Origin of the sequence: Promicromonospora sp. NPDC050249, from assembly GCF_040656015.1 — a bacterium.
Classification (GTDB): domain Bacteria; phylum Actinomycetota; class Actinomycetes; order Actinomycetales; family Cellulomonadaceae; genus Promicromonospora.
Genome location: NZ_JBFAKY010000011.1, coordinates 136,552 through 157,829 on the forward strand (window position 1 = coordinate 136,552; position 21,278 = coordinate 157,829).

Below are 21,278 nucleotides of genomic sequence, written 5' to 3' on the forward strand. Positions count from 1 at the left end.
CGTCAGCCGGCGGACCGGTCCTGGGCCGCTGCGCCGCGGCGCAGCGCCGTCACCAGCGCACGCCAGCCGAGCATGGTTATCGCCAGGAAGACGGCCGTGACCAGCGCGAACGACCAGGCGAGGCCCTGGCCCGACACACCGCGCAGCACCAGAGCACCGAACACGGTCACGAACCAGATCAGCACGCCCGTGGGCCAGACGCGGGCCGGGTCCTGCCAGGCGCGGGTCACCGCCCAGCCGAGTGCGGCGGCCAGGGCGAACGGCCACACCACACGTCCGAAGGCGGCGACCAGCGACCCGTCGTGCGACGCGATACCGATGAGGGCGAAGGCGAGGACGGCGACGGCGTCGGCCACTGCGGCGGGCCAGACGGGCGCGGTGCGGGAGGCGGTGGTGCTCACGCGTCGAGGGTAGTCCGGGGAGGTGTGCGAGCCCGCATCGGGGCGGTTCTCGGCGCAGCGTGCTTCATCCGGGTGAAAAGTTTACATGTCGGACATATATAACCCTTGTACTCGAATCGTCCAGGCCTCAAGATCACTCAGCCCGCCATGTGGCGGACCGTGTGATCTAGGAGGCAGGCATGCGAAGCAACCCCTCCCGCACTCTTCTTGCGGGTCTGGCAGCTCTGGCACTTGGTGGGAGCATCACCCTCGCGTCGGTCGCGCCGGCAGTGGCCCAGCCGAGCGACACCACCGGCAGCAGCGTCGCGGTGCACAACGCTGCGACGACCCGCGCGGCGCACGACAAGGTGGTCGACTACTGGACCCCCCAGCGGATGCGCAACGCGGTGCCGGCGGACGTCCTCGTCGCAGGCAAGGACAAGTCCTCCGCGGGTGACGCGGTGGCCGTGGGCAAGCCGACGGTCGTCCGCCAGGCCGCGCCTGCCGCGGTCGCCGACTTCACGGGCGGCTACTTCTCGGGCGGTGGCGAGGTCCGCGACACCACGGGCAAGGTGTTCTTCACGCTCGGTGGCACGAACTACGTCTGCTCCGGCAGCGCCGTGACCTCCGGGAACAAGGACGTCGTGCTCACCGCCGGGCACTGCCTCAACGAGGGCCCCGGCGCCTACGCCACGAACTGGGCGTTCGTTCCCGGTTATGACGACGGCGCCCGGCCGTACGGCACCTTCACGGCCCGTCAGCTCATCACGACCACCCAGTGGCGCGACAGCGGCGACTTCGACTACGACTTCGCCTTCGCCATCGTGAACACCGTCAACGGTGCGCACCTGACCGACGTCGTGGGCGGGCAGTCCATCGGCTTCAACCAGACGCGCGGCCAGTACATGTACTCGTTCGGCTACCCGGCCGGCAGCCCGTACGACGGCTCGGACATCGCGTGGTGCCACGGCACCGTCGTGCAGGACACCTACGGCGGCAGCGCCGACCAGGGCCTGAACTGCAACATGACCGGTGGCTCGTCCGGCGGCCCGTGGTTCGTCAACTACAACGAGTCCACCGGCCTGGGCACGCTCAACTCGGTGAACTCCTTCAAGTACAACGGCGGCCGGCTGCGCAACTACATGTTCGGCCCCTACCTGGGCACCGTCGCCCAGTCGCTGTACAGCACCGCGGCAAGCCGCTGATGCGCTGACCGCCGACAACCGCTGGTCGAGTCTGTCGAGGCCGACAGGCTCGGCCAGCGGTTGTCAGCGCGTCAAGGCCGGGAGCAGCTCCCGGTAGTCGGCGAACGCCGCATGCACCTGATCCTGGTCCAGCCCGAACCGCTCGAGGTCGTACCGGTGCGGCGCTCGCTGCTTCGGCGCCTCGAGGGCGGCGGCCAGGTTCGCCTCGTCGGCGGCGCCCCACTGCGCGCCGAGCTCCTCGAACAGCTCCGGCAGCGCCACACGCGGGTCGCCGGTGAGGCGTTCGTACGGCAGGTCGTGCACGACGTCGGACCCCAGGGCGGCGCGCTGGGCCAGGGCACGGGACACGCCGCGGGACATGATCGCCAGCCACGTCCTGCCGGTCTCGGCCAGGTCCACGGCGTCCGGGCGCCTGTGCAGCCGCTCCGCCGACTCGGCCAGGGAGCACAGCGAGGCGAGGGCGACCTCGGGCGCCCGGTGGGTCCAGACGAACCGGGCGTCGGGGAACACGTCGTGGATCGCCGACATGTGGAAGAGGTTCGCCGGGTGCTTCAGCACCCAGCGGCGGGCGGGCCGCTCGTAGGAGAGCACCTGGAGCGTGTCGCGCAGGAACCGGTAGTCCGGCCGGTGGTCGAAGGTCTGCAGGCGTTCGACGTAGTCCGGCGCTGGTACGGCGGAGGAGTGCAGCTCCGAGTGGGCCCTGATGAAGGTGTCCTCCTCCTCGGCCTCCGCGAAGAGCGGGTGGATCGTGTCCCACGTGGGGCTGAGCTGCGACACCATCGCGTACTTCCGCCGGGTGCGCCGGATCAGCGCAGCCTCCGCCGTGGCGTCGCTTGCGAGACCGAGGTGCGTCATCTCCCAGAGCTTGGGCCCGCGGTGGGCGGGCGACCTGGACAGCATGTTGTAGGTGAGGGTGGTGCCTGTCCGGGGCATGCCGACCACGAACACCGGAGCCTCCACCGGCTCGTCGGCGATCCGGGGATGCCGGGCGCGGAGGTCGCCGACCACCACGCGGTTCCGGATGCGGGACTCCACCAGCGCCTGCCCCGCCATCCAGCCGAGCGGGCTCAGGCCGGGAAAGCGCGCGAAGGCACGCAGGACCAGCCGGAGATGTTCGAGATCCGCCGCGTACGCGGCGCTGAGCGGTGTGCGGCCGCGCGAGGCCTGCGCGACCATCCGGTCGAACACGGCGTCCGGGTGCTTGCGGGTGCGGGTACCGGGCGTGAGGAGCAGGTTGGTCAGGCGAAGTGCAGGCGGGGTCTCGGTCACGTCTCTCCACGGTGGGGCGCTCGCACGAAGAACTGCGGTACATATCATCCCGTAGCGCGCATTTACGCGTAAAGGAAAGAGCCAGGTCCACCGAGTGCGGAAGGGCCCGTAGGCTTGGCGGATGCACCTCGTCGCCCAGGATCTTGCCTTCGCGTACCCGGGGCGGGACGTGCTGGCCGGTGTGAGCTGCACGGTGAACGACGGCACGCGGCTCGGCGTCGTGGGCGAGAACGGTTCTGGCAAGTCCACGTTCCTGCACCTGCTCGCCGGTGACCTGCAGCCGAAGTCGGGCGAGGTCCGGCGGCACGGTTCGGTGGCCCTCGTCGAGCAGGAGCTGCACCCCACGCCGGGTCAGACCATCGGCGACCTGGTCGAAGGCACGCTCGACGGCCTGCGGACGGCGGCCGCCGAGCTAGAGGCCGCTGCCGCCGCGTTCGACCATGGTTCGGGCGACCTCGCGGTGCTCGAACGCACCCTGTCGCTCGCCGAGCACCTCGCGGTCTGGGACGCCGACCGGCGCGTCGAGGTGGCGCTCACCCGGCTGGGTGCGCCGCGCGACCCCGCCCGCCGTCTCGACGAGCTCAGCGTGGGCGAGCGGTTCCGCGTGCGCCTCGCGTGCCGCCTGGCGGAGCGCTCCGACCTGCTCCTGCTCGACGAGCCCACCAACCATCTCGACGACTCCGCCATCGAGTTCCTCACGGGCGAGCTCGTCGCGTGGCGCGGCGGCGTCGTGCTCGTCACCCACGACCGCGAGCTCCTGGACGACGTCGCCACGGCGATCCTCGACCTCGACCCGTCCTGGGACGGCAAGCCCGTGCTGTACGGGCAGCCGGGCTACCTCGCCTACCGGTTCGCGAAGAACCAGGCGCTGCACCGCTGGCGTCAGCGGTACCGCGCCGAGCGCAAGCGGGCGGCGGCGCTCGCCGAGCGGCTGGACGAGGCCTACGAGGGGCTGTCCGATGCGTGGCGCCCGCCCAAGGGTTCCCAGGGACACCGCCGCGCCACCCGCGCCCGCATCCACGTCAAGGCCGCCGACCGGCTCGTCCAGAAGCTCGAGGCCGAGGCCATCGAGGTTCCGGTGCCGCCGGTCGAGCTCGGTTTCCCGGACCTTCCGGCGATGTCGCCGGGCTGGGACCCCAGCCACCCCGTGGTGGAGGTGCGTTCGCCGCGCGTGGGGGACGACGGCGGTGCCCGCGTGGACCTGCCGGGCACGCGGATAGCGATCCCGCCGTCGGGCAGGCTGCTCATCGTGGGGCCGAACGGGACCGGCAAGTCGACGCTGCTCGGCGCGCTGGCCGGGACGCTGGAGCTGGACCGGGGGAGCCGGTTCGTCGCGCCCGGGGCGCGCATCGGCGTCGTCGGTCAGGAGAGCGCGCCCATCACCGGCAAGGCGCGCCTGCGGACCGGGTTCGAGACCTATGCCGACGAAGCGCTGCGGCTGCTCGCCTCGGGCGAGCTCGACCCGGACCACGTGGTGCCGGTCGCGGGGCTGGGCCTGCTCAGCGAGGAGGACCTGGACCGGCCGCTTGCCGAGCTGTCCGCCGGGCAGCGCCGTCGGTTCGAGCTCGCGCGGGCGCTGCTGCACGCGCCGCACCTGCTGCTCCTGGACGAACCGACGAACCACCTGTCGATCGACCTGGTCGACGAGCTGACCCGGGCACTGCAGGTCACGCCGTGCGCGGTGGTCGTGGCAACCCACGACCGCCGCATGCGCTCGGACCTGGAGGACTGGCCGGTCCTGGACCTGAGCTAGGGCAGCCGGCCCACGTGGGCCATCGCCTGCTTGATCAGCATGCCCTGGCCGTTCATCATCTCGGCCTGGACGTCGTCGGCGCATGCCTCCTCCGGCGTCAGCCAGGCGAGGTCCAGGGAGTTCTGCTGGGGGCGGCAGTCGCCCGTCACCGGCACCACGTACGCGAGCGACACCGCGTGCTGGCGCGGGTCGTGGAACGCGGTGATGCCAGGCGTCGGGAAGTACTCGGCGACGGTGAACGGCTGCGGCGACGGCGGGACCTGCGGCAGCGCGACGGGCCCGAGGTCCTTCTCGATGTGCCGCAGCAGCGCGTCCCGGACCCGCTCGTGGTACATGACGCGACCGGAGACCAGGGCCCGCGTCATCACGCCCTGCGTGTTCACGCGCAGCAGCAGGCCGACGGCGATCACATCACCCGAGTCGTCGACCCGGACCGGGATGGCGTCGATGTAGATGAGCGGGAGCTGTGCCCGCACGACCGCGAGGTCCTCGTCCGTCAGCCATCCCGAGGCCTGGGAGGGGTCGCGGTAGAAATCGTCCTGGGGATAGTCGGCAGTGTCCGTCACGGGTCCGTTCTACCAGTTCGCGCCGCGCGGTGCCTTACCCCCGCGCCGTCCGGACCGGCACAGGGGTGTCGCGCCGCTCACTGCGGCGCTCTTCCCGGAATAGCTGAGGGCGAAACTGTGCTGCACCAGGGAGACGTACAACGAGAGGAAACGCGACATGGCAACCGTCGACATCACCGATGCCACGTTCGAGAAGACAGTCAGCGACAACGGGATCGTCCTCGTGGACTTCTGGGCCGACTGGTGCCCGCCGTGCAAGATGTTCGGCCCCGTCTTCGAGGCGTCCTCGGAGAAGAACGACGACATCGTGCACGCGAAGATCGACACCGACGCGAACCCCGGCATCTCGTCGGCCGCGCAGGTGACGTCCATCCCGACGCTCATGGCGTTCCGCGACGGCGTGCTGGTCTTCCGCCAGGCGGGCGCGCTGCCGGCCAAGGGCCTCGCCGAGGTGGTGGAGGCCGTCCGCGGCCTCGACATGGAGGTCGTGAAGAAGGACCTCGCCGCCCAGCAGAACTGACGCGAACCACAGCGACGGCCGCCTCCCACGGGAGGCGGCCGTCGCCGTCTGCGGGTGCGCGAGGCGGGACTCGAACCCGCACGTCCGAAGACACCAGGACCTAAACCTGGCGCGGCTGCCAATTACGCCACTCGCGCGCGGCGCACAGTCTACGGGTAGCGGGCGTGCAGGTCAGCGGAACGCGGCGAGTCCCGTGATGTGTCGTCCGAGCACGAGCGTGTGGACCTCGTCGGTGCCCTCGTACGTGCGCACCGACTCCAGGTTGCTGGCGTGCCGCATCGGCGAGTGGTCCAGCGTGATCCCGTTGCCGCCCAGCACCGTGCGCGCCTCGCGGCAGATGTTGATGGCGATGCGCGCGTTGTTGAGCTTGCCCGCCGAGATCATGTGCCCCTCCAGCCGCCCGGCGTCCTTGAGCCTGCCGAGCCGCAGGGCCATGAGCTGCGCCTTGGTGATCTCCAGCGCCATGTCCACGAGCTTGGCCTGCGTGAGCTGGAAGCCCGCGATCGGCGTGCCGAACTGCTCGCGCCCCTTGGCGTAGGCCAGCGCGGCCTCGAACGCGTCCCGCGCGGCGCCGACGGTGCCCCACACGATGCCGTAGCGCGCCTCGTCCAGGCAGGCGAACGGCCCTGCCAGGCCGGGGTGCTCCGGGAGCAGGGCGTCCGCGGGCAGGCGGACACCCTCCAGCGTGATGTCGCACTGCACGGACGCGCGCATCGACAGCTTCGGCTCGATCGGCACTGCCGCGAACCCCGGCGTCGACGTCGGCACGATGAACCCGCGGACCCGGTCCCGTTCGCCGCCGCCCTCGGCCGGCTCGGCGACCTTGGCCCAGACGATCGCGATGTCCGCGAACGAGGCCATGCCGATCCACCGCTTGGCGCCGTCCAGCACCCACTCGCCGCCGGCCTCGCCGCCCTCGCTGCCCGGCACGAACCGGGCGCGCGTGGTCATGCTCGCCGGGTCGGAGCCCGCACCCGGCTCGGTGAGCCCGAAGCAGCCCACGACCTCACCGGTCGCCATGCGGGGGAGCCACCGCTGCTTCTGTGCCTCGGAGCCGTGCTTGTGGATCGCCGACATCGCCAGCGAGCCCTGCACCGACACGAAGGTGCGGATGCCGGAGTCGCCGGCCTCCAGCTCCTGCGCGGCCAGCCCGTACTCGACGGCGGAGCGGCCGGCGCAGCCGTAGCCGTCCAGGTGCATGCCGAGCAGGCCGAGCTCGCCCAGCTCGGGCACCAGCTCGCGGGGGAAGTACGCGTCGGCGAACCAGCGGGCGATGCCCGGCCGGACGCGCCGGTCCACGAACTCGCGGACCCGGTCGCGCGTGGCCAGCTCAGCGGAGCTCAGCTCCGAGTCGATGTCGAGCAGGTCGGCGGGCGAGCCCATCAGTCGAGCCCGAGGACCTTGCGGATCCGGGCCACGTGGCCTGTCGCCTTCACGTTGTAGAAGGACTCGGCGACCGTCAGGTCCGGGTTCACCACGAAGGTGGAGCGGATGACGCCGACATACGTCTTGCCGTAGTTCTGCTTCTCGCCCCAGGCGCCGTACGCCTCCAGCGTCGTGTGGTCCTCGTCGGACGCGAGCGGGAAGGTGAGCGCCTCGGCGTCGGCGAACTTCGCCAGCTTGGCCACCTTGTCGGGCGAGATCCCCACGACGGCGTAGCCCGCGCCCAGCAGGGACGCCTCGGAGTCGCGGAAGTCGCACGCCTCCTTGGTGCAGCCCGGCGTCGCGGCGGCCGGATAGAAGTAGACGATGACGCCCTTGTCGGTGCTCTTCGCCAGGTCGGCGAGGCTGACGGTGGAGCCGTCGGCGGTCGGGAGCGTGAAGTCGGGAGCCTTGTCCCCGGTCTCGAGACGTGTGGTCATGCGAGTAACCGTAGCCGCCTCGCGGGCCGACGGCGGCCCGTCCGGCGGGACCTGTGGACAACACTCTCCGCCGGTCGCGTAGCGTTGTCCTGTGAGCACCCCCGCTGTGACGAACGCCGCTACGAAGCCAGGCAACCTCCCGATCCGCATGCTGCACGACCGGCTGCTGGTCGAGCCGGAGACGGACTCCGCGGAGCGGCACTCGACGGGCGGCCTGGTGATCCCGGCCACCGCCGTCGGGCCCAAGCGGCTCGCGTGGGCGACCGTGGTGGCGAAGGGTGAGCACGTGCGCCAGGTCGATGTCGGGGACCGCGTCCTCTACGACCCCGAGGAGCGCGCCGAGGTGGACCTGGCGGGCCGCGACTACGTGCTCCTGCGCGAGCGCGACGTGCACGGCGTGGCCGAGCGGGACGAGGCGGACGGCTCGACGGGCCTGTACCTGTAGGCAGGTCGGTCTGTCGCGCAGTTCACAGGGCCGGGCTGCCCGTTCGGTTTCCGGTGACGGCGCAGGTCCTGGTAGTGTTTCTTCCCGTCGCAGGCGCCATTAGCTCAATTGGCAGAGCAGCTGACTCTTAATCAGCGGGTTCATGGTTCGAGTCCATGATGGCGCACCAGACGGCGGTCCAGCAGGCTCCTCTCGAGGGCGTGCGCGAGGGCTGTCGTGAGGCGGAAGTAATGGTGAGCCAGAGGGTCCAAGCCCTGGTAATCTTTCCGTCGCAGGCGCCATTAGCTCAATTGGCAGAGCAGCTGACTCTTAATCAGCGGGTTCATGGTTCGAGTCCATGATGGCGCACATCACGTCGAAGGCCCCCACCACGGTGGGGGCCTTCGCATTTCCCGTTCAGGTGCCCGGCAGCAGCTCGACCGGGAACACCTCGGTGCCCGCCACCACCCGGTCCCGCTCCTTCTCCAGCGCCGTGCGCCGGGGGTCGGCGAGGTAGGAGTCCAGGCCGCCCTGGCTCTCGAACCGGAAGAGCTGGACCTCGTGCGGCCGGCCCTCCGTGCCGTCGGACACCGCGCGCTGGACCACGGTGCCGCCGTGCTCGGGCAGCAGCTTCAGCACCTGGTCCTCATAGGCGGTCAGCGCCGCCTCCTGACCGGGGTGTGCCCACAGGAGGCAGCAGAGCTGGATCTGGTCGTCAGGGTTCGCCATGTGCGGAGCCTAGGACGTGACAGCAAGTTCACCCAGGCCCGAGGTAGTCGCTGACCTGCCCCTTCACCCGGCCCAATGGACTATTTGTCCGGTTGTTGCCTCCCGCACCCGTTCTGTTCACCCGCCCGGTCCAGGTTGACCTCCGGGCGTGCTCAGGGCCGTCCACCTTTCACGGACCACAGGGAGGACGGCCATGCGGCCAGTCACCAGGAAACAGCGAGGTCGGCAGCAGGCCGGTCTCGTCGCGGCGGTCGCGGCGGTCACACTCGCCATGACGGGGTGGGCCGCGACGTCGTCGTCCGCCGCCCCCGCGGAGGCCGGCGGCACCGCTGCCGGTGCTATGTCGACGGCACCGCACGAGCCGGCGGACCCGGCGGCGGGCGGCCCCGTCCTCACACCTGACGAGGGCAAGTTCCTCGAGGGGACCGTACCGGTCGCGGCCGAACCCGTCGCGCCTGGTGACGACGTCGAACGCCTCACCGTCGACGGCGCCGACGTGCCGGGCGCCACCGAGACGCTCGGTACGTCGGTCCTCGGCTACAACGTCGCGACGAACTCGACCGAGGCGCGCTACAAGAACTACGTGTCGGTGAACGGCTCCGAGCCGATCTATCTGCCCGACGCCGTGAGCAAGCGCGTCGAGCTGGAGATCCCCAACGAGTACCTCGTGACCGGCGAGAACACCGTCGAGGTGGTCGCCGGCACCATCAGCACCGACTGCGGCGTCAACCACGACGACTTCGTGCTCTCCGACTTCACGCTCGAGCCGCTCGGCGAGACCGCCGACGGCGAGGAGAACGAGTACACCTATTCGTTCGGCGACGGCAGCTGCGGCACCAACACGAGCCTGCTCCTGCGCGCCGAGCTGTCGTTCTTCCTGCAGGGTGACCCGCAGGGCACCACAGGGCTCAGCGCCGACCTCGACACGACCACGCTGGAGAACGGCGAGCACACCATCGAGGCACGCACGGCCGACGGCGACGCGACGGCGCACCAGGTCCGCGTGAACAACGCGCCCGTCGGCGCCCCGCGTCTCACCCCGACCGACGGCACGCTCGCCAACGGCACGGTCACCGTCATCGGCGCCCGCCCGGCGGATGGCGAGGGCGCGACCGCCGAGCTCACCGTCGACGGCGAAGCGGTGGAGACCACGGCGACGCTCGGCTCCGGCGACGCGGCGTTCTCGTTCAACGTCGGATCGAACGCCGTGGACGGCAACGCCGCCAACCTGCTGGTCGTCAACGGGATCGAGATGCCGCTCGGCGGCTCCTACGCGAGCCAGCGCGCGAGCGTCGTCATCCCGAACGAGTGGCTGCGGCCCGGCGACAACGCCGTCAAGGTGGTGACCGGCACCTTCGCGGGCGACTGCAACCGCGACGACTTCACCATCTCGAACCTCGCGCTGACCCCCGCGGCGGGCACCGCCGCCGGCGTCGGGCTGAAGCCCTCCTACTCGATGGGCGACGGCACCTGCGGCTCCAGCGGCACCGCCCTGCGCGAGGTCACCGTGACCTTCGCCGTGGACGCCCCCGCGCGCGGCCTGCGCGCCGACGTCGACACCGCCTCGCTGCGTGACGGCGAGCACAAGCTCGCCGCCACCTCCACGACCGGCGAGACCGCCACCCGCGCCCTGTTCACGGACAACACCGGCCCGGCCCTCGTCTCCGCCACGCCCGCCGACGGCGACCGGCTCACCACCACCGTGCCCCTCGCGGTCTCGGTGGACGACGCCTCCGGCGTGGTGCAGGGCCCCGACATCACGCTCGACGGCGAGGAGATCGCCGTGGGCGACCCGGTCGGACCCGGCCTCGCCGCGGGCAGCCACACGATCGAGGTTTCCGCGACGGACGGTCTCGGTAACGAGGTCACCCACGAGATCCCGTTCGTCAGTGCCGGGATCCCGGACGTGCCCGCCAACGTCGCACCGGCGTCGGGCACCTCGGACGTGGGACGCACCGCGACCCTGCGCGCGACGGTCGCCGAGCCCGACGACGGCCGGGTCACCGCTACCTTCTCCAGCGCCGAGATCCTCACGCCGAGCCAGGCCTGGCAGGGCGAGGCGCCCGAGGTCCCGAGCACGCTGAGCGTGCGGGGCGAGAAGAAGCTGAGCACCCGGGCGCTGGAGCCGGGCGACGACCGGTCCGCGGACTCGCCGGCGTCGGGCGACGTCACCTACCAGCGGTTCGACGTGCCGGTCCGTGGCCGCGTCGACGCGCCGGTGCTGCGCTGGGAGGGCACCGCCGACCCGGCCCGTCTGGTCAGCCTGCGGGCCTGGAACCCCGACACCGACGCCTGGGACGTCGTGGCCTCGGCGCGCGGCGCCGTCGACGGAGCTACCGTGCTGGAGGGCGCGGTGACCAGCGACTACGTGCTGCGGGGCAAGGTGCACGCGATGGTCACCGGCGAGGACCCCTTCGCCGACGACATCGATCCAGGGGACCCGAACGGCTTCGCCGACCCGGCCGGGTACGACTTCTCGATGGTCCACTACACGGACACGCAGTACCTGACCGAGGGCGCCGTCGAGCAGGAGACCGCCGAGGAGCGCGCCGTCTGGGCCAAGGGCTACACGGGCGTCATGGACTGGATCGTCGACAACGCCGACGAGCGCAAGATCGCCTACGTGGCGCACACGGGCGACATCATCGAGAACAACATCCGGGCGATCCCGCCGCAGCTCGAGGAGCAGGTGGCCGGCGAGTTCGCGTTCGCGTCCGAGGCGCAGGGCCGGATCGACGCGGCGGGCATCCCGAACGGCGTCGTCGCCGGCAACCACGACAACCAGTCGGGCACCGACCCCGAGCTGTTCGACGAGCACTTCGGGCCGGACCGGTACGAGGCGCTCGCCGAGGACTGGGAGAACGCGACGTACGGCGGCTCGATGACGCCGGGTTCGAACGAGAACCACTACGACCTGTTCTCGGCCGGCGGCCTGGACTTCGTGGTCGTGGGCCTGTCCTACGGCGTGACCAGGGACGAGGCCGAGTGGGCGGCGTCGATCTTCGACCGCTACTCCGACCGCAACGGCGTCCTGCTCACGCACGACTACCTGGAGCCGTCAACGGAGCCCGACGGGCGCGGGGCCAACTTCGGCGGGTCGGACGGGCCGCTGCTGTACAACCTGCTCGTCAAGGACAACCCGAACGTGTTCCTGGTGCTGGCCGGGCACCGGCACGGCGTGGGCACCAACGTGCGCCCGCCCGTGGTCGGTGACATCGGCGGGGGCGTGGTCGAGCTGCTGGCGGACTACCAGTTCTACACGGTGTCCGCGGGCCAGCTCGGGCTCACCCAGATCGGCGGCTACGACCCGGCCGACCAGCTCCAGTTCGGCGCGTCCTTCTTCCGGATGCTGCAGTTCGACGTCGACCGCGGCGAGGTGTCCATCGACACCTACTCGCCGCTGCTGGGCGAGTTCGGTGCCACCGAGTACGACACCGAGCACCGGTACAACGGCCTCGAGGACAACATGGTGCTGCCGGTCGACCTGACCTCCCGCACGACGTCGTTCACGACCGAGTCAGTGGTGCTGTACGACCCGGTAGACCGGATCGGCAGCGACACCGTGTCCTCGGGCGAGGTCGCCTCGGTCCGGTGGACCGGCCTCAAGCCGGACCGCACCTACGCCTGGTTCGTCACGGCCCGCACCTCCGGGGGCGGCACGACGACGGCCTCGCCGGCGTACTTCACCACGGCGCGGCGTTGAGGTTCCGCCACACCGTCGCCCTGGCGGGGCTGCTCGCAGTGGTGAGCAGCCCCGCCGTCGGGCAGGCCGCGTGGGCGCACGACGCCACGAGCGACGTCTACGCGGAGGTGACCCCGTCTGCTGGGGATGGGCCGACGGCGGACGTGACCGCCGTCCTCGACCTCGAGTACGACCTGCTCATGAAGTCCGCCTGGCTGCGGGCCGAGGCGTACGAGGCGACCGGCCGGGCGGACCAGCTCGCACAGCTCGACAAGCACGAGCGAGCCGTCGACGACTACGTGACCGGCCGTTTCGTCGTCACCTACGACGGCGAGCCGTGCGCCCCCTCGCTCGACGCCGCCGACGTGGTGGAGCGCGGGGAACGACCGTACGCCTCCCTGACCTACTCGTTCGCGTGCGACGGCGAGCCGGAGGGCGTGCACGAGGTCTCCAGCGCCCTCTTCCCGGACGCCGAGTCGTTCGTGCACTCCACCGAGACGATCATCCGGTACACGCTCGACGAGGAGGAAGGCTCCGCGGTGCTGACCGCGGCGTCGCCCACCCTCACCACGGGGGAGAACCGCCTGCTCAAGCAGGTGGGGGAGTTCTTCGTGCTGGGCGGCGAGCACCTCCTGTTCGGGCTCGATCACGTGCTCTTCCTGCTGGCGCTGCTGATCGGCGCCCGTCGGCTGCGCGACGTCGTCTGGACCGCCACCGCGTTCACCGTCGCGCACTCGGTGACGTTCCTGCTCGCTGCGCTGGGTGTGGTGTCGGTGCCGGCGATCGTGGTCGAGCCGGTGATCGCCGCGTCGATCGCGGTGGTGGCGGCGGTGGACCTGTACCTGATCTGGCGGGGGCGGGGTGGTGCCGGCGTGTCCAGCTTGGTGCGCGGTGACGGCGGGACGACGTCCGCCCCGATCAGGGATGCCCTGCGGTGGCGAGCCCCGGCCGGGACCCGGGACGAGCTGACCGGCTGGGACCGCTGGCGGCTCCCCGTCGTGTTCGCCTTCGGCCTGGTGCACGGCGTCGGGTTCGCGGGCGCGCTCGGCATCGACGCGGCCTGGTCGTGGACCTTGCTGTGGTCGCTGCTGTCGTTCAACGTGGGCATCGAGGCGGTGCAGCTCGGCCTCATCGCCGTTGTGTTCCCGCTGCTGGTGCTGCTGCGTGTCCGAGCCCCGCGGACCGCACGCTGGGTGCTCGGAACGGCGACCGCGGGCATCGTGGCGGTGGCCCTCTACTGGGTGGTGGAGCGTCTGACCTACGGATGAGCCGCCCAGAACGTCTCCAGCTCCGCGTCCAGCGCCGGTGCCACCTGCATCGGGAGGGAGTGGGTGGTGTCGGGCCAGACCTTGACCTGCGCGTCCGGGATCAGCTTCGCCTTCTCCGCCCCCGCCTCGCCCCCGGCCAGCGGGGAGTCGCTCGCGATCGCCACGTACACCGGCATGGGCAGGCTCTTCAGCTCCGTATCGGTCAGCTGAACGGGGTTGGGCAGTCCTGACGAGCTGTAGCCCTCAGCGCCGACGTTGATCATCCGCGCCAGCGGGTCGTCGGGGTCGACCTCCTCGTTCTCGACACCACCGATCTGGTTCAGTGCCGCCTCGCGCCACGACTCCGGCAGGAACGTCAGCGAGACCGGGATGCTCGCGAACACCACCGAGAGCGGCAGCGCGCTCAGGGTCAGGACCGGTTCAAGCAGCGTGAGGCTGGCCAGGCGGTCCGGGTACCGCACCGCGACGGCGGCCGCGAGCCCGCCGCCCTGCGAGTGGCCCACCAGGTGTACCCGGTCGAGCTCGAGGCTCGCCATCGCCTCGTCGACCCAGCGCGCCGCGTCCCCGACGTCGCGCATCGGGATGGTCTGCTGGGACATACCCGTGTCACCGATGACGTCGAAGGCGTAGACCGTGCGGTGCTCGATGTAGTGCGGCAGGTTGTCGCCCCACATCGGCGCCGCGGACGAGCGTCCGGGCAGCAGGACGACGGGGGTGGTGTCCGACTGCTCCTCCGGGATCCAGGCGTAGGCGCGCACCGTGCCGAAGGTCGTCTCGATGTCGTGCGTCTCGGTGGGTTCGGGCAGGCGGCCGAGCGCCTCGGCGTAGGCGTCCTCGTAGGCCTGGCGCGCTCCCGGCGTGCGGAAGTGGCCGACGCCGGGGCTGCTGGTCGCGAGGAGCAGCACCAGGCCGCTCGTCGAGACCGTGGCCAGGATCGCCAGCAGGACGACCGGCCACCGGCGGCGCTTGGGTCCGGTGTGGTTCTTACGCATCGGAGGGTCCTCTCGGAGTGCGGTCGTTTTCCAATACGTTCGCATCGTAACACGTTACGATGCGAACGTATTGGTACCCTGGGTGCATGCCGAAAGTGGTCGATCACGAGGAACGTCGCTGGGAGATCGTCTATGCGCTCTGGCTGGTGATCGCCGAGCACGGGATCGAGGGCGTCAGCCTGCGGCACGTCGCGGCGGCCGCAGGCGTCTCGATGGGCCGGATCCAGCACTACTTCGGCACCAAGGAGGCGCTCGTCCTGGCCGGCTGCACCGCGCTCGTCCAGAGTGCGCACGGCGGCTATCAGGAGACCGCCGAAGCAGCACCGCGCGAGCGCCTGCTGCACGTGGTGAGCCAGCAGATCCCGCGGGACGACGCCGGCCGGACGGGCGTCAGCGTCTGGTACGCCTACGTGGCGAAGTCGATCAACCACTCCGCCGTCCGCCAGGTGCTGGCCGAGGCCCGGCGAGGGGCTGAGGAGGAGTGCGTCCGGCTCATCCAGGCCGACCGTGGCGGTCCTGCCGACGGCGCCGACCAGGCGGCCCTGGAGCAGGCCCGGCGCCTGCTCGCCCTGGCCGACGGCCTCACCCTGCGGGTCCTGGTCAGAGACCTCGAACCGGCCGAGGCCGTGGCGATGCTCGAGACCGAGGTGGGCCGGATCTGACCGCCCTGCGGATCAGTCGGGATCAGCAGGGCTGCCCAGCAGGTCACGGAAGAGATCCTCGGACTGCCGCGCGACCTCGACGTCCCGCGCCACCCGGTCGGGCAGGGCGTGGCGCTCGCCCGGATCGGCCCAGCTACGGTTGCCCAGCAGCCCGCGCCGGATCCACTCGAGGACGAGCTGCGGACCGTCGATGCGGCGCCGGTGCGCTATCGCTGTGAGCCGCTCGAGGTCGCCGTCGGACAGGTCGACGACTATCCGGCGCCCGTCGAGCTCGACGTGGGAGCAGGCGCCGCGTTCGGTCATGGGCGCTCGCCTTGCTGCCATACGTCGATGGCGGTTGCGGCGGCGAGCATGCGCAGTCCTGACTTCGCTGGGTGATCCGGGCGTCTGCCCCAGACTGCCGTCCGTCGCCGCGGGGGTGCGCGCCGGGTCCCGAATCCTTGCGGATACGCAACGCTCTGCCGCCACCTCGTACGCTCTACCCGTGAGCCAGCCCGTACCTCCCCAGCCCGACGCCGCCCACGAGCCCGACGCCGCGGACCGGCCCGAGCTGGCGGGGTTCCGGACCAAGCCGGTGTCGTTCGTGCGGCGGTCCGGCCGCCTCACGGACAAGCAGAAGCGGATGTGGGCCGCGCGGCACGGTGCCTACCTGGTCGACGTGCCCCGGGCGGTCGCACGCACCTCGGTGCACCCGGAGTTCGTGCTCGACGTCGAGGCGGTCTTCGGACGTCGGGCCCCGCTCGTCGTCGAGATCGGCTCGGGCCTCGGCGACGCAGTGGTCGAGGCCGCCGCCACCGACCCGGCACGCGACTACCTCGCCGTGGAGGTCTACCAGCCGGGGCTCGCCCACACGATCGCACGTGCTGAGCGGGTCGGAGCGGCCCTCGGCCAGGACGGGCTGCCGAACCTGCGGCTCGTCCAGGCCAACGCGGCTGAGCTGCTCGAGACCACGCTCCCGGCCGGGTCCGTGGACGAGCTGTGGGTCTTCTTTCCCGACCCCTGGCACAAGGCGCGCCACCACAAGCGTCGCCTGGTCACCGCGGAGTTCGCGGCGCTCGCGGCCCGCGTGCTGCGGCAGGGCGGGACGTTGCGGCTCGCGACCGACTGGGCGGAGTACGCCGAGCAGATGGTCGAGGTGCTGGAGGCGGATGCCGACCTCACCAACGCGCACGAGCCCGGCGGCGTCGCCCCGCGGTTCGAGCGGCGCGTGCTCACGGGGTTCGAGCGCAAGGCTCACCAGGCCGGCCGGGAGATCGCCGACCTGGAGTACGTGCGGCGCTGATGTGGCCCCAGCCGCCGCGCCGATCCGCACGCCAACTCGCACGGCCGTGACCTGTCCATTTTCGAGATCTCTACATGGACTCCGCGAAATATAACGACTTGGTCAAGTCCGGAAATCCACCGTGTGATCTGTTTGCCCCCGGCATGTGAAGTGCGGCACATTGGGCCAAGGTGCGAAGCGCGCACCGGGTCGCGGGCTAGGCGCGCGCCCCCATGAGCCAATGGAGGCGTCATGAGTGACGTAGGGGCTTCAGAGCCCACGGAAACCGATTATCAGCGCGTGGAGAGATCGGAAGAGTTCCAGAGCCTGCGCAAGGCGTTCCGGAACTTCGTCTTCCCGATGACCGCGCTGTTCCTCGTCTGGTATCTCCTGTACGCGCTCATGAGCACGTACGCACACGACTTCATGAGCATCCGCGTGGGCGGCAACTTCACCGTCGGTCTCATCTTCGGGCTGCTGCAGTTCGTGTCCACCTTCGTGATCACCACGCTCTACGCGCGGTGGGCGAACAACAAGTTCGACGCCCGGGCCAAGGCCCTGCGCGAAGAGATCGAGGAGGGCGCGCTGTGAACGGGACCGTCATGGCCGCGGCAGCGGCGACGAACGTCGGCAACGTCTGGATCAACATCGGGATCTTCGGCGCATTCGTCGTGGTCACCCTGGTCGTCGTCTTCTGGGTGTCCCGGGAGAACAAGACCGCGGCGGACTTCTACGCCGGCGGCCGCAACTTCACCGGTACGCAGAACGGCGTCGCGATCGCCGGCGACTACCTGTCCGCGGCGAGCTTCCTTGGCATCGCGGGCGCCATCGCCATCAACGGGTACGACGGCTTCCTGTACTCCATCGGCTTCCTCGTGGCCTGGCTCGTGGCGCTGCTGCTGGTCGCCGAGCTGCTGCGGAACACCGGCAAGTTCACCATGGCGGACGTGCTGTCGTTCCGGCTGAAGCAGCGGCCGATCCGGCTGGCAGCCGCGCTGTCCACGCTCGCCGTCGTGTTCTTCTACCTGCTGGCGCAGATGGCCGGTGCGGGCGGCCTCGTCGCGCTCCTGCTCGGCATCACCGACAAGGCCGGCCAGGGCCTCGTCATCGCGATCGTCGGTACGCTCATGATCCTGTACGTGCTGGTGGGCGGCATGAAGGGCACCACGTGGGTGCAGATCATCAAGGCGACGCTGCTCATCCTGGGCGCTGGCATCATGACGGTCTGGGTGCTCGCGCTCTTCGGCTTCAACCTGTCGGCAGTCATGCAGGGGGCCGTGGACATGGCCGGCGACAAGGGCGACGCGATCCTGGAGCCCGGTCTGCAGTACGGGGCCACGGCCCTGTCGCAGCTCGACTTCCTGTCCCTCGCGCTGGCCCTGGTGCTCGGCACCGCGGGTCTGCCGCACGTGCTCACGCGCTTCTACACGGTGCCCTCCGCCAAGGAGGCCCGAAAGTCCGTGGTCGTGGCGATCTGGCTGATCGGCATCTTCTACCTGTTCACCCTGGTGCTCGGGTACGGCGCCGGGGCGCTGGTCGGCCCTGAGACGATCCTCGCGGCACCCGGCGGGCAGAACTCCGCGGCTCCGCTGCTCGCGTTCGAGCTCGGCGGCGAGATCCTGCTCGGCATCATCGCGGCGGTCGCGTTCGCGACCATCCTCGCGGTGGTGGCGGGCCTGACGATCACGGCGGCGACGAGCTTCGCGCACGACATCTACGCCTCGATCATCAAGAAGGGCCAGGTCGCGCCGGACGGCGAGGTCAAGGTGGCCCGCTGGACGGTGGTCGTGATCGGCATCATCGCGATCATCGGCGGCATCTTCGCCAACGGGCAGAACATCGCGTTCCTCGTGGCGCTGGCGTTCTGCGTCGCGGCGTCGGCGAACCTGCCGACGATCATCTACTCGCTGTTCTGGAAGCGGTTCAACACGTCCGGCGCTCTGTGGAGCATCTACGGCGGCCTGAGCTCGACGATCATCCTGATCATCTTCTCGCCGGTCGTGTCGGGCAAGCCCGCCGACCCGGTCACCGGGCTCAGCAAGTCGATGATCAGCAACCCGGCCATCGACTTCCACTGGTTCCCGCTCGACAACCCGGGCATCGTGACCATCCCGCTCGCGTTCGTGCTCGGCATCGTCGGCACGTTCCTGAGCAAGGAGCGGTCGCACCCCGAGAAGTACGCCGAGATGGAGGTCCGTTCCCTCACGGGCGCGGGCGCCGAGAAGGCGACCGCGCACTGACCGCCTGAACCACCCCGCTGAGTGCTGGGTATCTGTCCTTCCGGAGGTGTCTGGAGGGCAGATACCCAGCACTCAGCTGTTCTCAGGGACCAACGCTCAACGGGCCGGTTCGAGGCGGATGACCACCGACTTGGACGCCGGGGTGTTGCTGCGGTCCGCCGTGTGGTCCAGCGGCACCAGCACGTTCGTCTCCGGGAAGTACGCGGCGGCGCACCCGCGCGCCGTCGGGAACGCGACGACCCGGAACCCCTGGGCGCGGCGCTCCTCGGTGCTGCCGTCCCGCCCCGTCCACTCGCTGACCAGGTCCACCGTGTCGCCGTCAACGAACCCGAGGGCCGTGAGGTCCTCTGGACGCACGAACACGACGCGCCGTCCGCCCTTGATACCGCGGTACCGGTCGTCGAGGCCGTAGACGGTGGTGTTGAACTGGTCGTGGGAGCGGACGGTCTGGAGCAGCAGGCGGCCCTCGGGGACCTGGACGACCTCGAGCTCGTTGACCGTGAAGTTCGCCTTGCCGGTCGTGGTCGGGAACAGGCGGGCGTCGCGGGGCGGGTGCGGCAGCACGAAGCCGCCGGGTTCGGCGACCCGCCGTTCGAAGTCGTCGAAGCCGGGCACGACGCGCGAGATCGAGTCGCGGACGCGCGAGTAGTCGCTGCCGAACTCCTCCCAGGGTGTCTCGTCGTCGGGGCCGAGGGCGCGGCGGGCGAGGTCGCAGAGGATGTCGGTCTCGCTGCGCAGGTGCTCGGACGCCGGGGCCAGGCGCCCCCGGGACGTGTGTACGACGCTCATGGAGTCCTCGACGGTCACCACCTGCTCGCGGCCGCCCGTGCGGTCCCGCTCGGTGCGCCCAAGGCAGGGCAGGATCAGGGACCGCTTGCCGGGCAGGACGTGCGAACGGTTCAGCTTGGTCGAGACGTGCACCGTGAGCGGCACGTCGCGCAGCGCGGCCTCCGTGACGGCGCTGTCCGGGGTGGCGGCGGCGAAGTTGCCGCCCACCGCCATGAAGACCTTGAGCTGCCCGTCGCGCAGGGCCCGGACCGTGTCGACGACGTCGTACCCGTGGGCGCGCGGCGGCTCGAAGTCGAACTCCGTGGCCAGCGCGTCGAGGAACGCCTCGGTCGGCCGTTCCCAGATACCCATGGTGCGGTCGCCCTGCACGTTGCTGTGCCCGCGCACCGGGCAGGCGCCCGCACCCGGCCGGCCGACGTTCCCGCGCAGCAGGAGGAAGCTCACGACCTCGCGGATCGTCGCGACCGCCTGCTTGTGCTGGGTGAGCCCCATCGCCCAGCAGACGATGATCCTCTCCGCGGCGAGGACGTCGCCCACGAAGTCCTCGATCTCCGACCGGTCCAGGCCGGTCGCCGCATCGACGTCGGACCAGTCGAGGCTGCGCCACGCGGCTGCTGCGTCGGCGAAGCCCGAGGTGTGCTCGGCGATGAACTCGTGGTCGAGCACCCCCGGGTGCCCGGCCGTGCGCGCATCGTCGTCCGCCTCCAGGAGCAGGCGGTTGACCGCCTGGAACAGGGCCAGGTCGCCGGCCAGGCGGACCTGGAGGAACCGGTCGGCGAGCTTCGTGCCCGGCCCGACCACACCGCGCACCCGCTGCGGGTTCTTGAAGGTCTGCAGCCCGGCCTCGGGCAGCGGGTTGATGGCCACGATCCGCGCGCCGCGGTCCTTGGCCTCCTCGAGCGCACTGAGCATGCGCGGGTGGTTGGTCCCGGGATTCTGCCCGACGACGACGATCAGGTCGGCGTGGTCGGTGATGTCCTCGAGGGACACGCTGCCCTTGCCGATGCCCAGCGTCTCGACCAGGGCGGTGCCGGAGGACTCGTGGCACATGTTCGAGCAGTCCGGCAGGTTGTTCGTGCCGAGCTTGCGCGCCAGGAGCTGGTAGACGAACGCTGCCTCGTTGCTGGTACGGCCCGATGTGTAGAACGCGGCCTGGTCCGGCGAGTCCAGGCCGCGGAGCTCGGACGCGACCAGGTCGAGGGCCTCGGCCCAGGGCACGGGCCGGTAGTGGTCGGCGCCCTCGTCGCGCAGCATGGGCTCGGTGAGACGGCCGGACTTGCCCAGCCGGTGGTCGGTCCAGGTCGCCAGCTCGGAGATCGGGTGCTCCGCGAAGAACGCCGCGTCAGCGCGCTTGCGGGTGGACTCCTCGGCGACCGCCTTGGCGCCGTTCTCGCAGAACTCGGCGAGGTGCGGCTTGCCGGGCTCCGGCCACGCGCAGCCGGGGCAGTCGAAGCCGCCGTGCTGGTTGAGCAGGGGCAGCGTGCGCAGGCCGCTCGCGACGCCCGCCTCCCCGAAGACGTGGGCCAGGCCATGGACCACCCCTGGCACCCCCGCCGCACTGTTCTTGGGCGGCCCGACGCGCAGGCTCTTCTCGGGGGCGTCGGTGCGGGCCTCGTCGCTCACGTCGGTCACACCTGCGACCCTACGCCGGATTCACCCGCCCGCGGGAGGGGGCG

General features: G+C 70.8%; 19 protein-coding genes and 3 tRNA genes. 12 read left to right on the forward strand and 10 right to left on the reverse strand.

The genetic code is table 11. The features are described from left to right. Nucleotides 1-2: 2 nt before the first annotated feature. Complete coding sequence (locus AB0I32_RS11560; protein WP_357505950.1) at nucleotides 3-401, reverse strand: DUF3054 domain-containing protein; 399 nt, start codon at nucleotides 399-401, stop codon at nucleotides 3-5. Between the two features lie 179 nt (nucleotides 402-580). Between AB0I32_RS11560 and AB0I32_RS11565 the strand changes: the two genes are divergently transcribed. Then, nucleotides 581-1,585 (forward strand): trypsin-like peptidase domain-containing protein, encoded by a 1,005-nt coding sequence (locus AB0I32_RS11565; RefSeq protein WP_357505952.1) that lies wholly within the window; start codon nucleotides 581-583, stop codon nucleotides 1,583-1,585. Nucleotides 1,586-1,648: 63 nt separating this feature from the next. On the opposite strand, the gene AB0I32_RS11570 is transcribed toward AB0I32_RS11565, so the two are convergent. Next, nucleotides 1,649-2,854 (reverse strand): sulfotransferase, encoded by a 1,206-nt coding sequence (locus AB0I32_RS11570; RefSeq protein WP_357505954.1) that lies wholly within the window; start codon nucleotides 2,852-2,854, stop codon nucleotides 1,649-1,651. Nucleotides 2,855-2,975: 121 nt separating this feature from the next. Here AB0I32_RS11570 and AB0I32_RS11575 point away from each other — a divergent pair, with 121 nt between their 5' ends. Continuing rightward, complete coding sequence (locus tag AB0I32_RS11575; protein WP_357505956.1) at nucleotides 2,976-4,607, forward strand: ATP-binding cassette domain-containing protein; 1,632 nt, start codon at nucleotides 2,976-2,978, stop codon at nucleotides 4,605-4,607. On the opposite strand, the gene AB0I32_RS11580 is transcribed toward AB0I32_RS11575, so the two are convergent. Continuing rightward, a complete protein-coding gene (locus AB0I32_RS11580) occupies nucleotides 4,604-5,173 on the reverse strand; it encodes an NUDIX hydrolase family protein (protein ID WP_357505958.1) in 570 nt (189 codons plus the stop codon). The two genes, AB0I32_RS11575 and AB0I32_RS11580, sit on opposite strands and share 4 nt — an antisense overlap. Before the next feature lie 157 nt (nucleotides 5,174-5,330). Between AB0I32_RS11580 and trxA the strand changes: the two genes are divergently transcribed. After that, a complete protein-coding gene (gene trxA / locus AB0I32_RS11585; RefSeq protein ID WP_357505960.1) occupies nucleotides 5,331-5,693 on the forward strand; it encodes a thioredoxin in 363 nt (120 codons plus the stop codon). Nucleotides 5,694-5,748: 55 nt separating this feature from the next. Here trxA and AB0I32_RS11590 read toward each other — a convergent pair. The 3 genes from AB0I32_RS11590 to bcp all read right to left on the reverse strand — a co-directional run bounded on the left by AB0I32_RS11590 (nucleotide 5,749) and on the right by bcp (nucleotide 7,555). Then, nucleotides 5,749-5,830: transfer RNA gene (locus tag AB0I32_RS11590), tRNA-Leu, on the reverse strand. Nucleotides 5,831-5,864: 34 nt separating this feature from the next. Continuing rightward, the gene (locus tag AB0I32_RS11595; protein WP_357505962.1) at nucleotides 5,865-7,076 is read right to left on the reverse strand and encodes an acyl-CoA dehydrogenase family protein; all 1,212 of its coding nucleotides are present in this window, start codon (nucleotides 7,074-7,076) and stop codon (nucleotides 5,865-5,867) included. After that, complete coding sequence (gene bcp, locus AB0I32_RS11600; protein ID WP_357505964.1) at nucleotides 7,076-7,555, reverse strand: thioredoxin-dependent thiol peroxidase; 480 nt, start codon at nucleotides 7,553-7,555, stop codon at nucleotides 7,076-7,078. The genes AB0I32_RS11595 and bcp overlap by 1 nt, the downstream gene beginning before the upstream one ends. Nucleotides 7,556-7,703: 148 nt before the next feature. Between bcp and AB0I32_RS11605 the strand changes: the two genes are divergently transcribed. From AB0I32_RS11605 to AB0I32_RS11615, 3 genes are all read left to right on the forward strand, one after another. Beyond that, a complete protein-coding gene (locus tag AB0I32_RS11605) occupies nucleotides 7,704-8,000 on the forward strand; it encodes a co-chaperone GroES (protein WP_357506008.1) in 297 nt (98 codons plus the stop codon). A 93-nt stretch (nucleotides 8,001-8,093) separates the two neighbouring features. Then, nucleotides 8,094-8,169 (forward strand) — tRNA-Lys (locus AB0I32_RS11610). A 106-nt stretch (nucleotides 8,170-8,275) separates the two neighbouring features. Beyond that, a tRNA-Lys gene (locus AB0I32_RS11615) sits at nucleotides 8,276-8,348 on the forward strand. A gap of 48 nt (nucleotides 8,349-8,396) precedes the next feature. Here AB0I32_RS11615 and AB0I32_RS11620 read toward each other — a convergent pair. Continuing rightward, nucleotides 8,397-8,708 carry a hypothetical protein gene (locus AB0I32_RS11620; protein WP_357505966.1) on the reverse strand — a complete coding sequence of 104 codons (312 nt, stop codon included), beginning with the start codon at nucleotides 8,706-8,708 and terminating at the stop codon, nucleotides 8,397-8,399. 193 nt (nucleotides 8,709-8,901) lie between these two features. On the opposite strand from AB0I32_RS11620, the gene AB0I32_RS11625 reads away from it, so the two are divergent. Both AB0I32_RS11625 and AB0I32_RS11630 read left to right on the forward strand, forming a co-directional pair. Next, nucleotides 8,902-12,411 carry a metallophosphoesterase gene (locus AB0I32_RS11625; protein WP_357505968.1) on the forward strand — a complete coding sequence of 1,170 codons (3,510 nt, stop codon included), beginning with the start codon at nucleotides 8,902-8,904 and terminating at the stop codon, nucleotides 12,409-12,411. Then, on the forward strand, nucleotides 12,408-13,658 hold the full coding sequence (locus AB0I32_RS11630; RefSeq protein WP_357505970.1) for a HupE/UreJ family protein: 1,251 nt from the start codon (nucleotides 12,408-12,410) through the stop codon (nucleotides 13,656-13,658). Before AB0I32_RS11625 ends, AB0I32_RS11630 begins: the two co-directional genes overlap by 4 nt. On the opposite strand, the gene AB0I32_RS11635 is transcribed toward AB0I32_RS11630, so the two are convergent. Beyond that, nucleotides 13,649-14,650: an alpha/beta fold hydrolase gene (locus AB0I32_RS11635; RefSeq protein ID WP_357505972.1), complete on the reverse strand. Its 1,002-nt coding sequence runs from the start codon at nucleotides 14,648-14,650 to the stop codon at nucleotides 13,649-13,651. The two genes, AB0I32_RS11630 and AB0I32_RS11635, sit on opposite strands and share 10 nt — an antisense overlap. Before the next feature lie 86 nt (nucleotides 14,651-14,736). On the opposite strand from AB0I32_RS11635, the gene AB0I32_RS11640 reads away from it, so the two are divergent. After that, nucleotides 14,737-15,312: a TetR/AcrR family transcriptional regulator gene (locus AB0I32_RS11640; RefSeq protein ID WP_357505974.1), complete on the forward strand. Its 576-nt coding sequence runs from the start codon at nucleotides 14,737-14,739 to the stop codon at nucleotides 15,310-15,312. Between the two features lie 12 nt (nucleotides 15,313-15,324). Here AB0I32_RS11640 and AB0I32_RS11645 read toward each other — a convergent pair whose 3' ends face one another. Next, nucleotides 15,325-15,615 (reverse strand): hypothetical protein, encoded by a 291-nt coding sequence (locus tag AB0I32_RS11645; RefSeq protein ID WP_357505976.1) that lies wholly within the window; start codon nucleotides 15,613-15,615, stop codon nucleotides 15,325-15,327. A 181-nt stretch (nucleotides 15,616-15,796) separates the two neighbouring features. On the opposite strand from AB0I32_RS11645, the gene trmB reads away from it, so the two are divergent. The 3 genes from trmB to AB0I32_RS11660 all read left to right on the forward strand — a co-directional run bounded on the left by trmB (nucleotide 15,797) and on the right by AB0I32_RS11660 (nucleotide 18,813). Beyond that, a complete protein-coding gene (gene trmB / locus AB0I32_RS11650) occupies nucleotides 15,797-16,594 on the forward strand; it encodes a tRNA (guanosine(46)-N7)-methyltransferase TrmB (RefSeq protein WP_357505978.1) in 798 nt (265 codons plus the stop codon). A 231-nt stretch (nucleotides 16,595-16,825) separates the two neighbouring features. Beyond that, nucleotides 16,826-17,164 carry a DUF485 domain-containing protein gene (locus tag AB0I32_RS11655; RefSeq protein WP_357505980.1) on the forward strand — a complete coding sequence of 113 codons (339 nt, stop codon included), beginning with the start codon at nucleotides 16,826-16,828 and terminating at the stop codon, nucleotides 17,162-17,164. An 11-nt stretch (nucleotides 17,165-17,175) separates the two neighbouring features. After that, entirely contained in the window at nucleotides 17,176-18,813 is a 1,638-nt protein-coding gene (locus tag AB0I32_RS11660; RefSeq protein WP_357506010.1) for a cation acetate symporter, read from the forward strand. A gap of 96 nt (nucleotides 18,814-18,909) precedes the next feature. On the opposite strand, the gene AB0I32_RS11665 is transcribed toward AB0I32_RS11660, so the two are convergent. Beyond that, nucleotides 18,910-21,225: an FdhF/YdeP family oxidoreductase gene (locus AB0I32_RS11665; protein ID WP_357506012.1), complete on the reverse strand. Its 2,316-nt coding sequence runs from the start codon at nucleotides 21,223-21,225 to the stop codon at nucleotides 18,910-18,912. Between the last annotated feature and the right edge of the window lie 53 nt (nucleotides 21,226-21,278).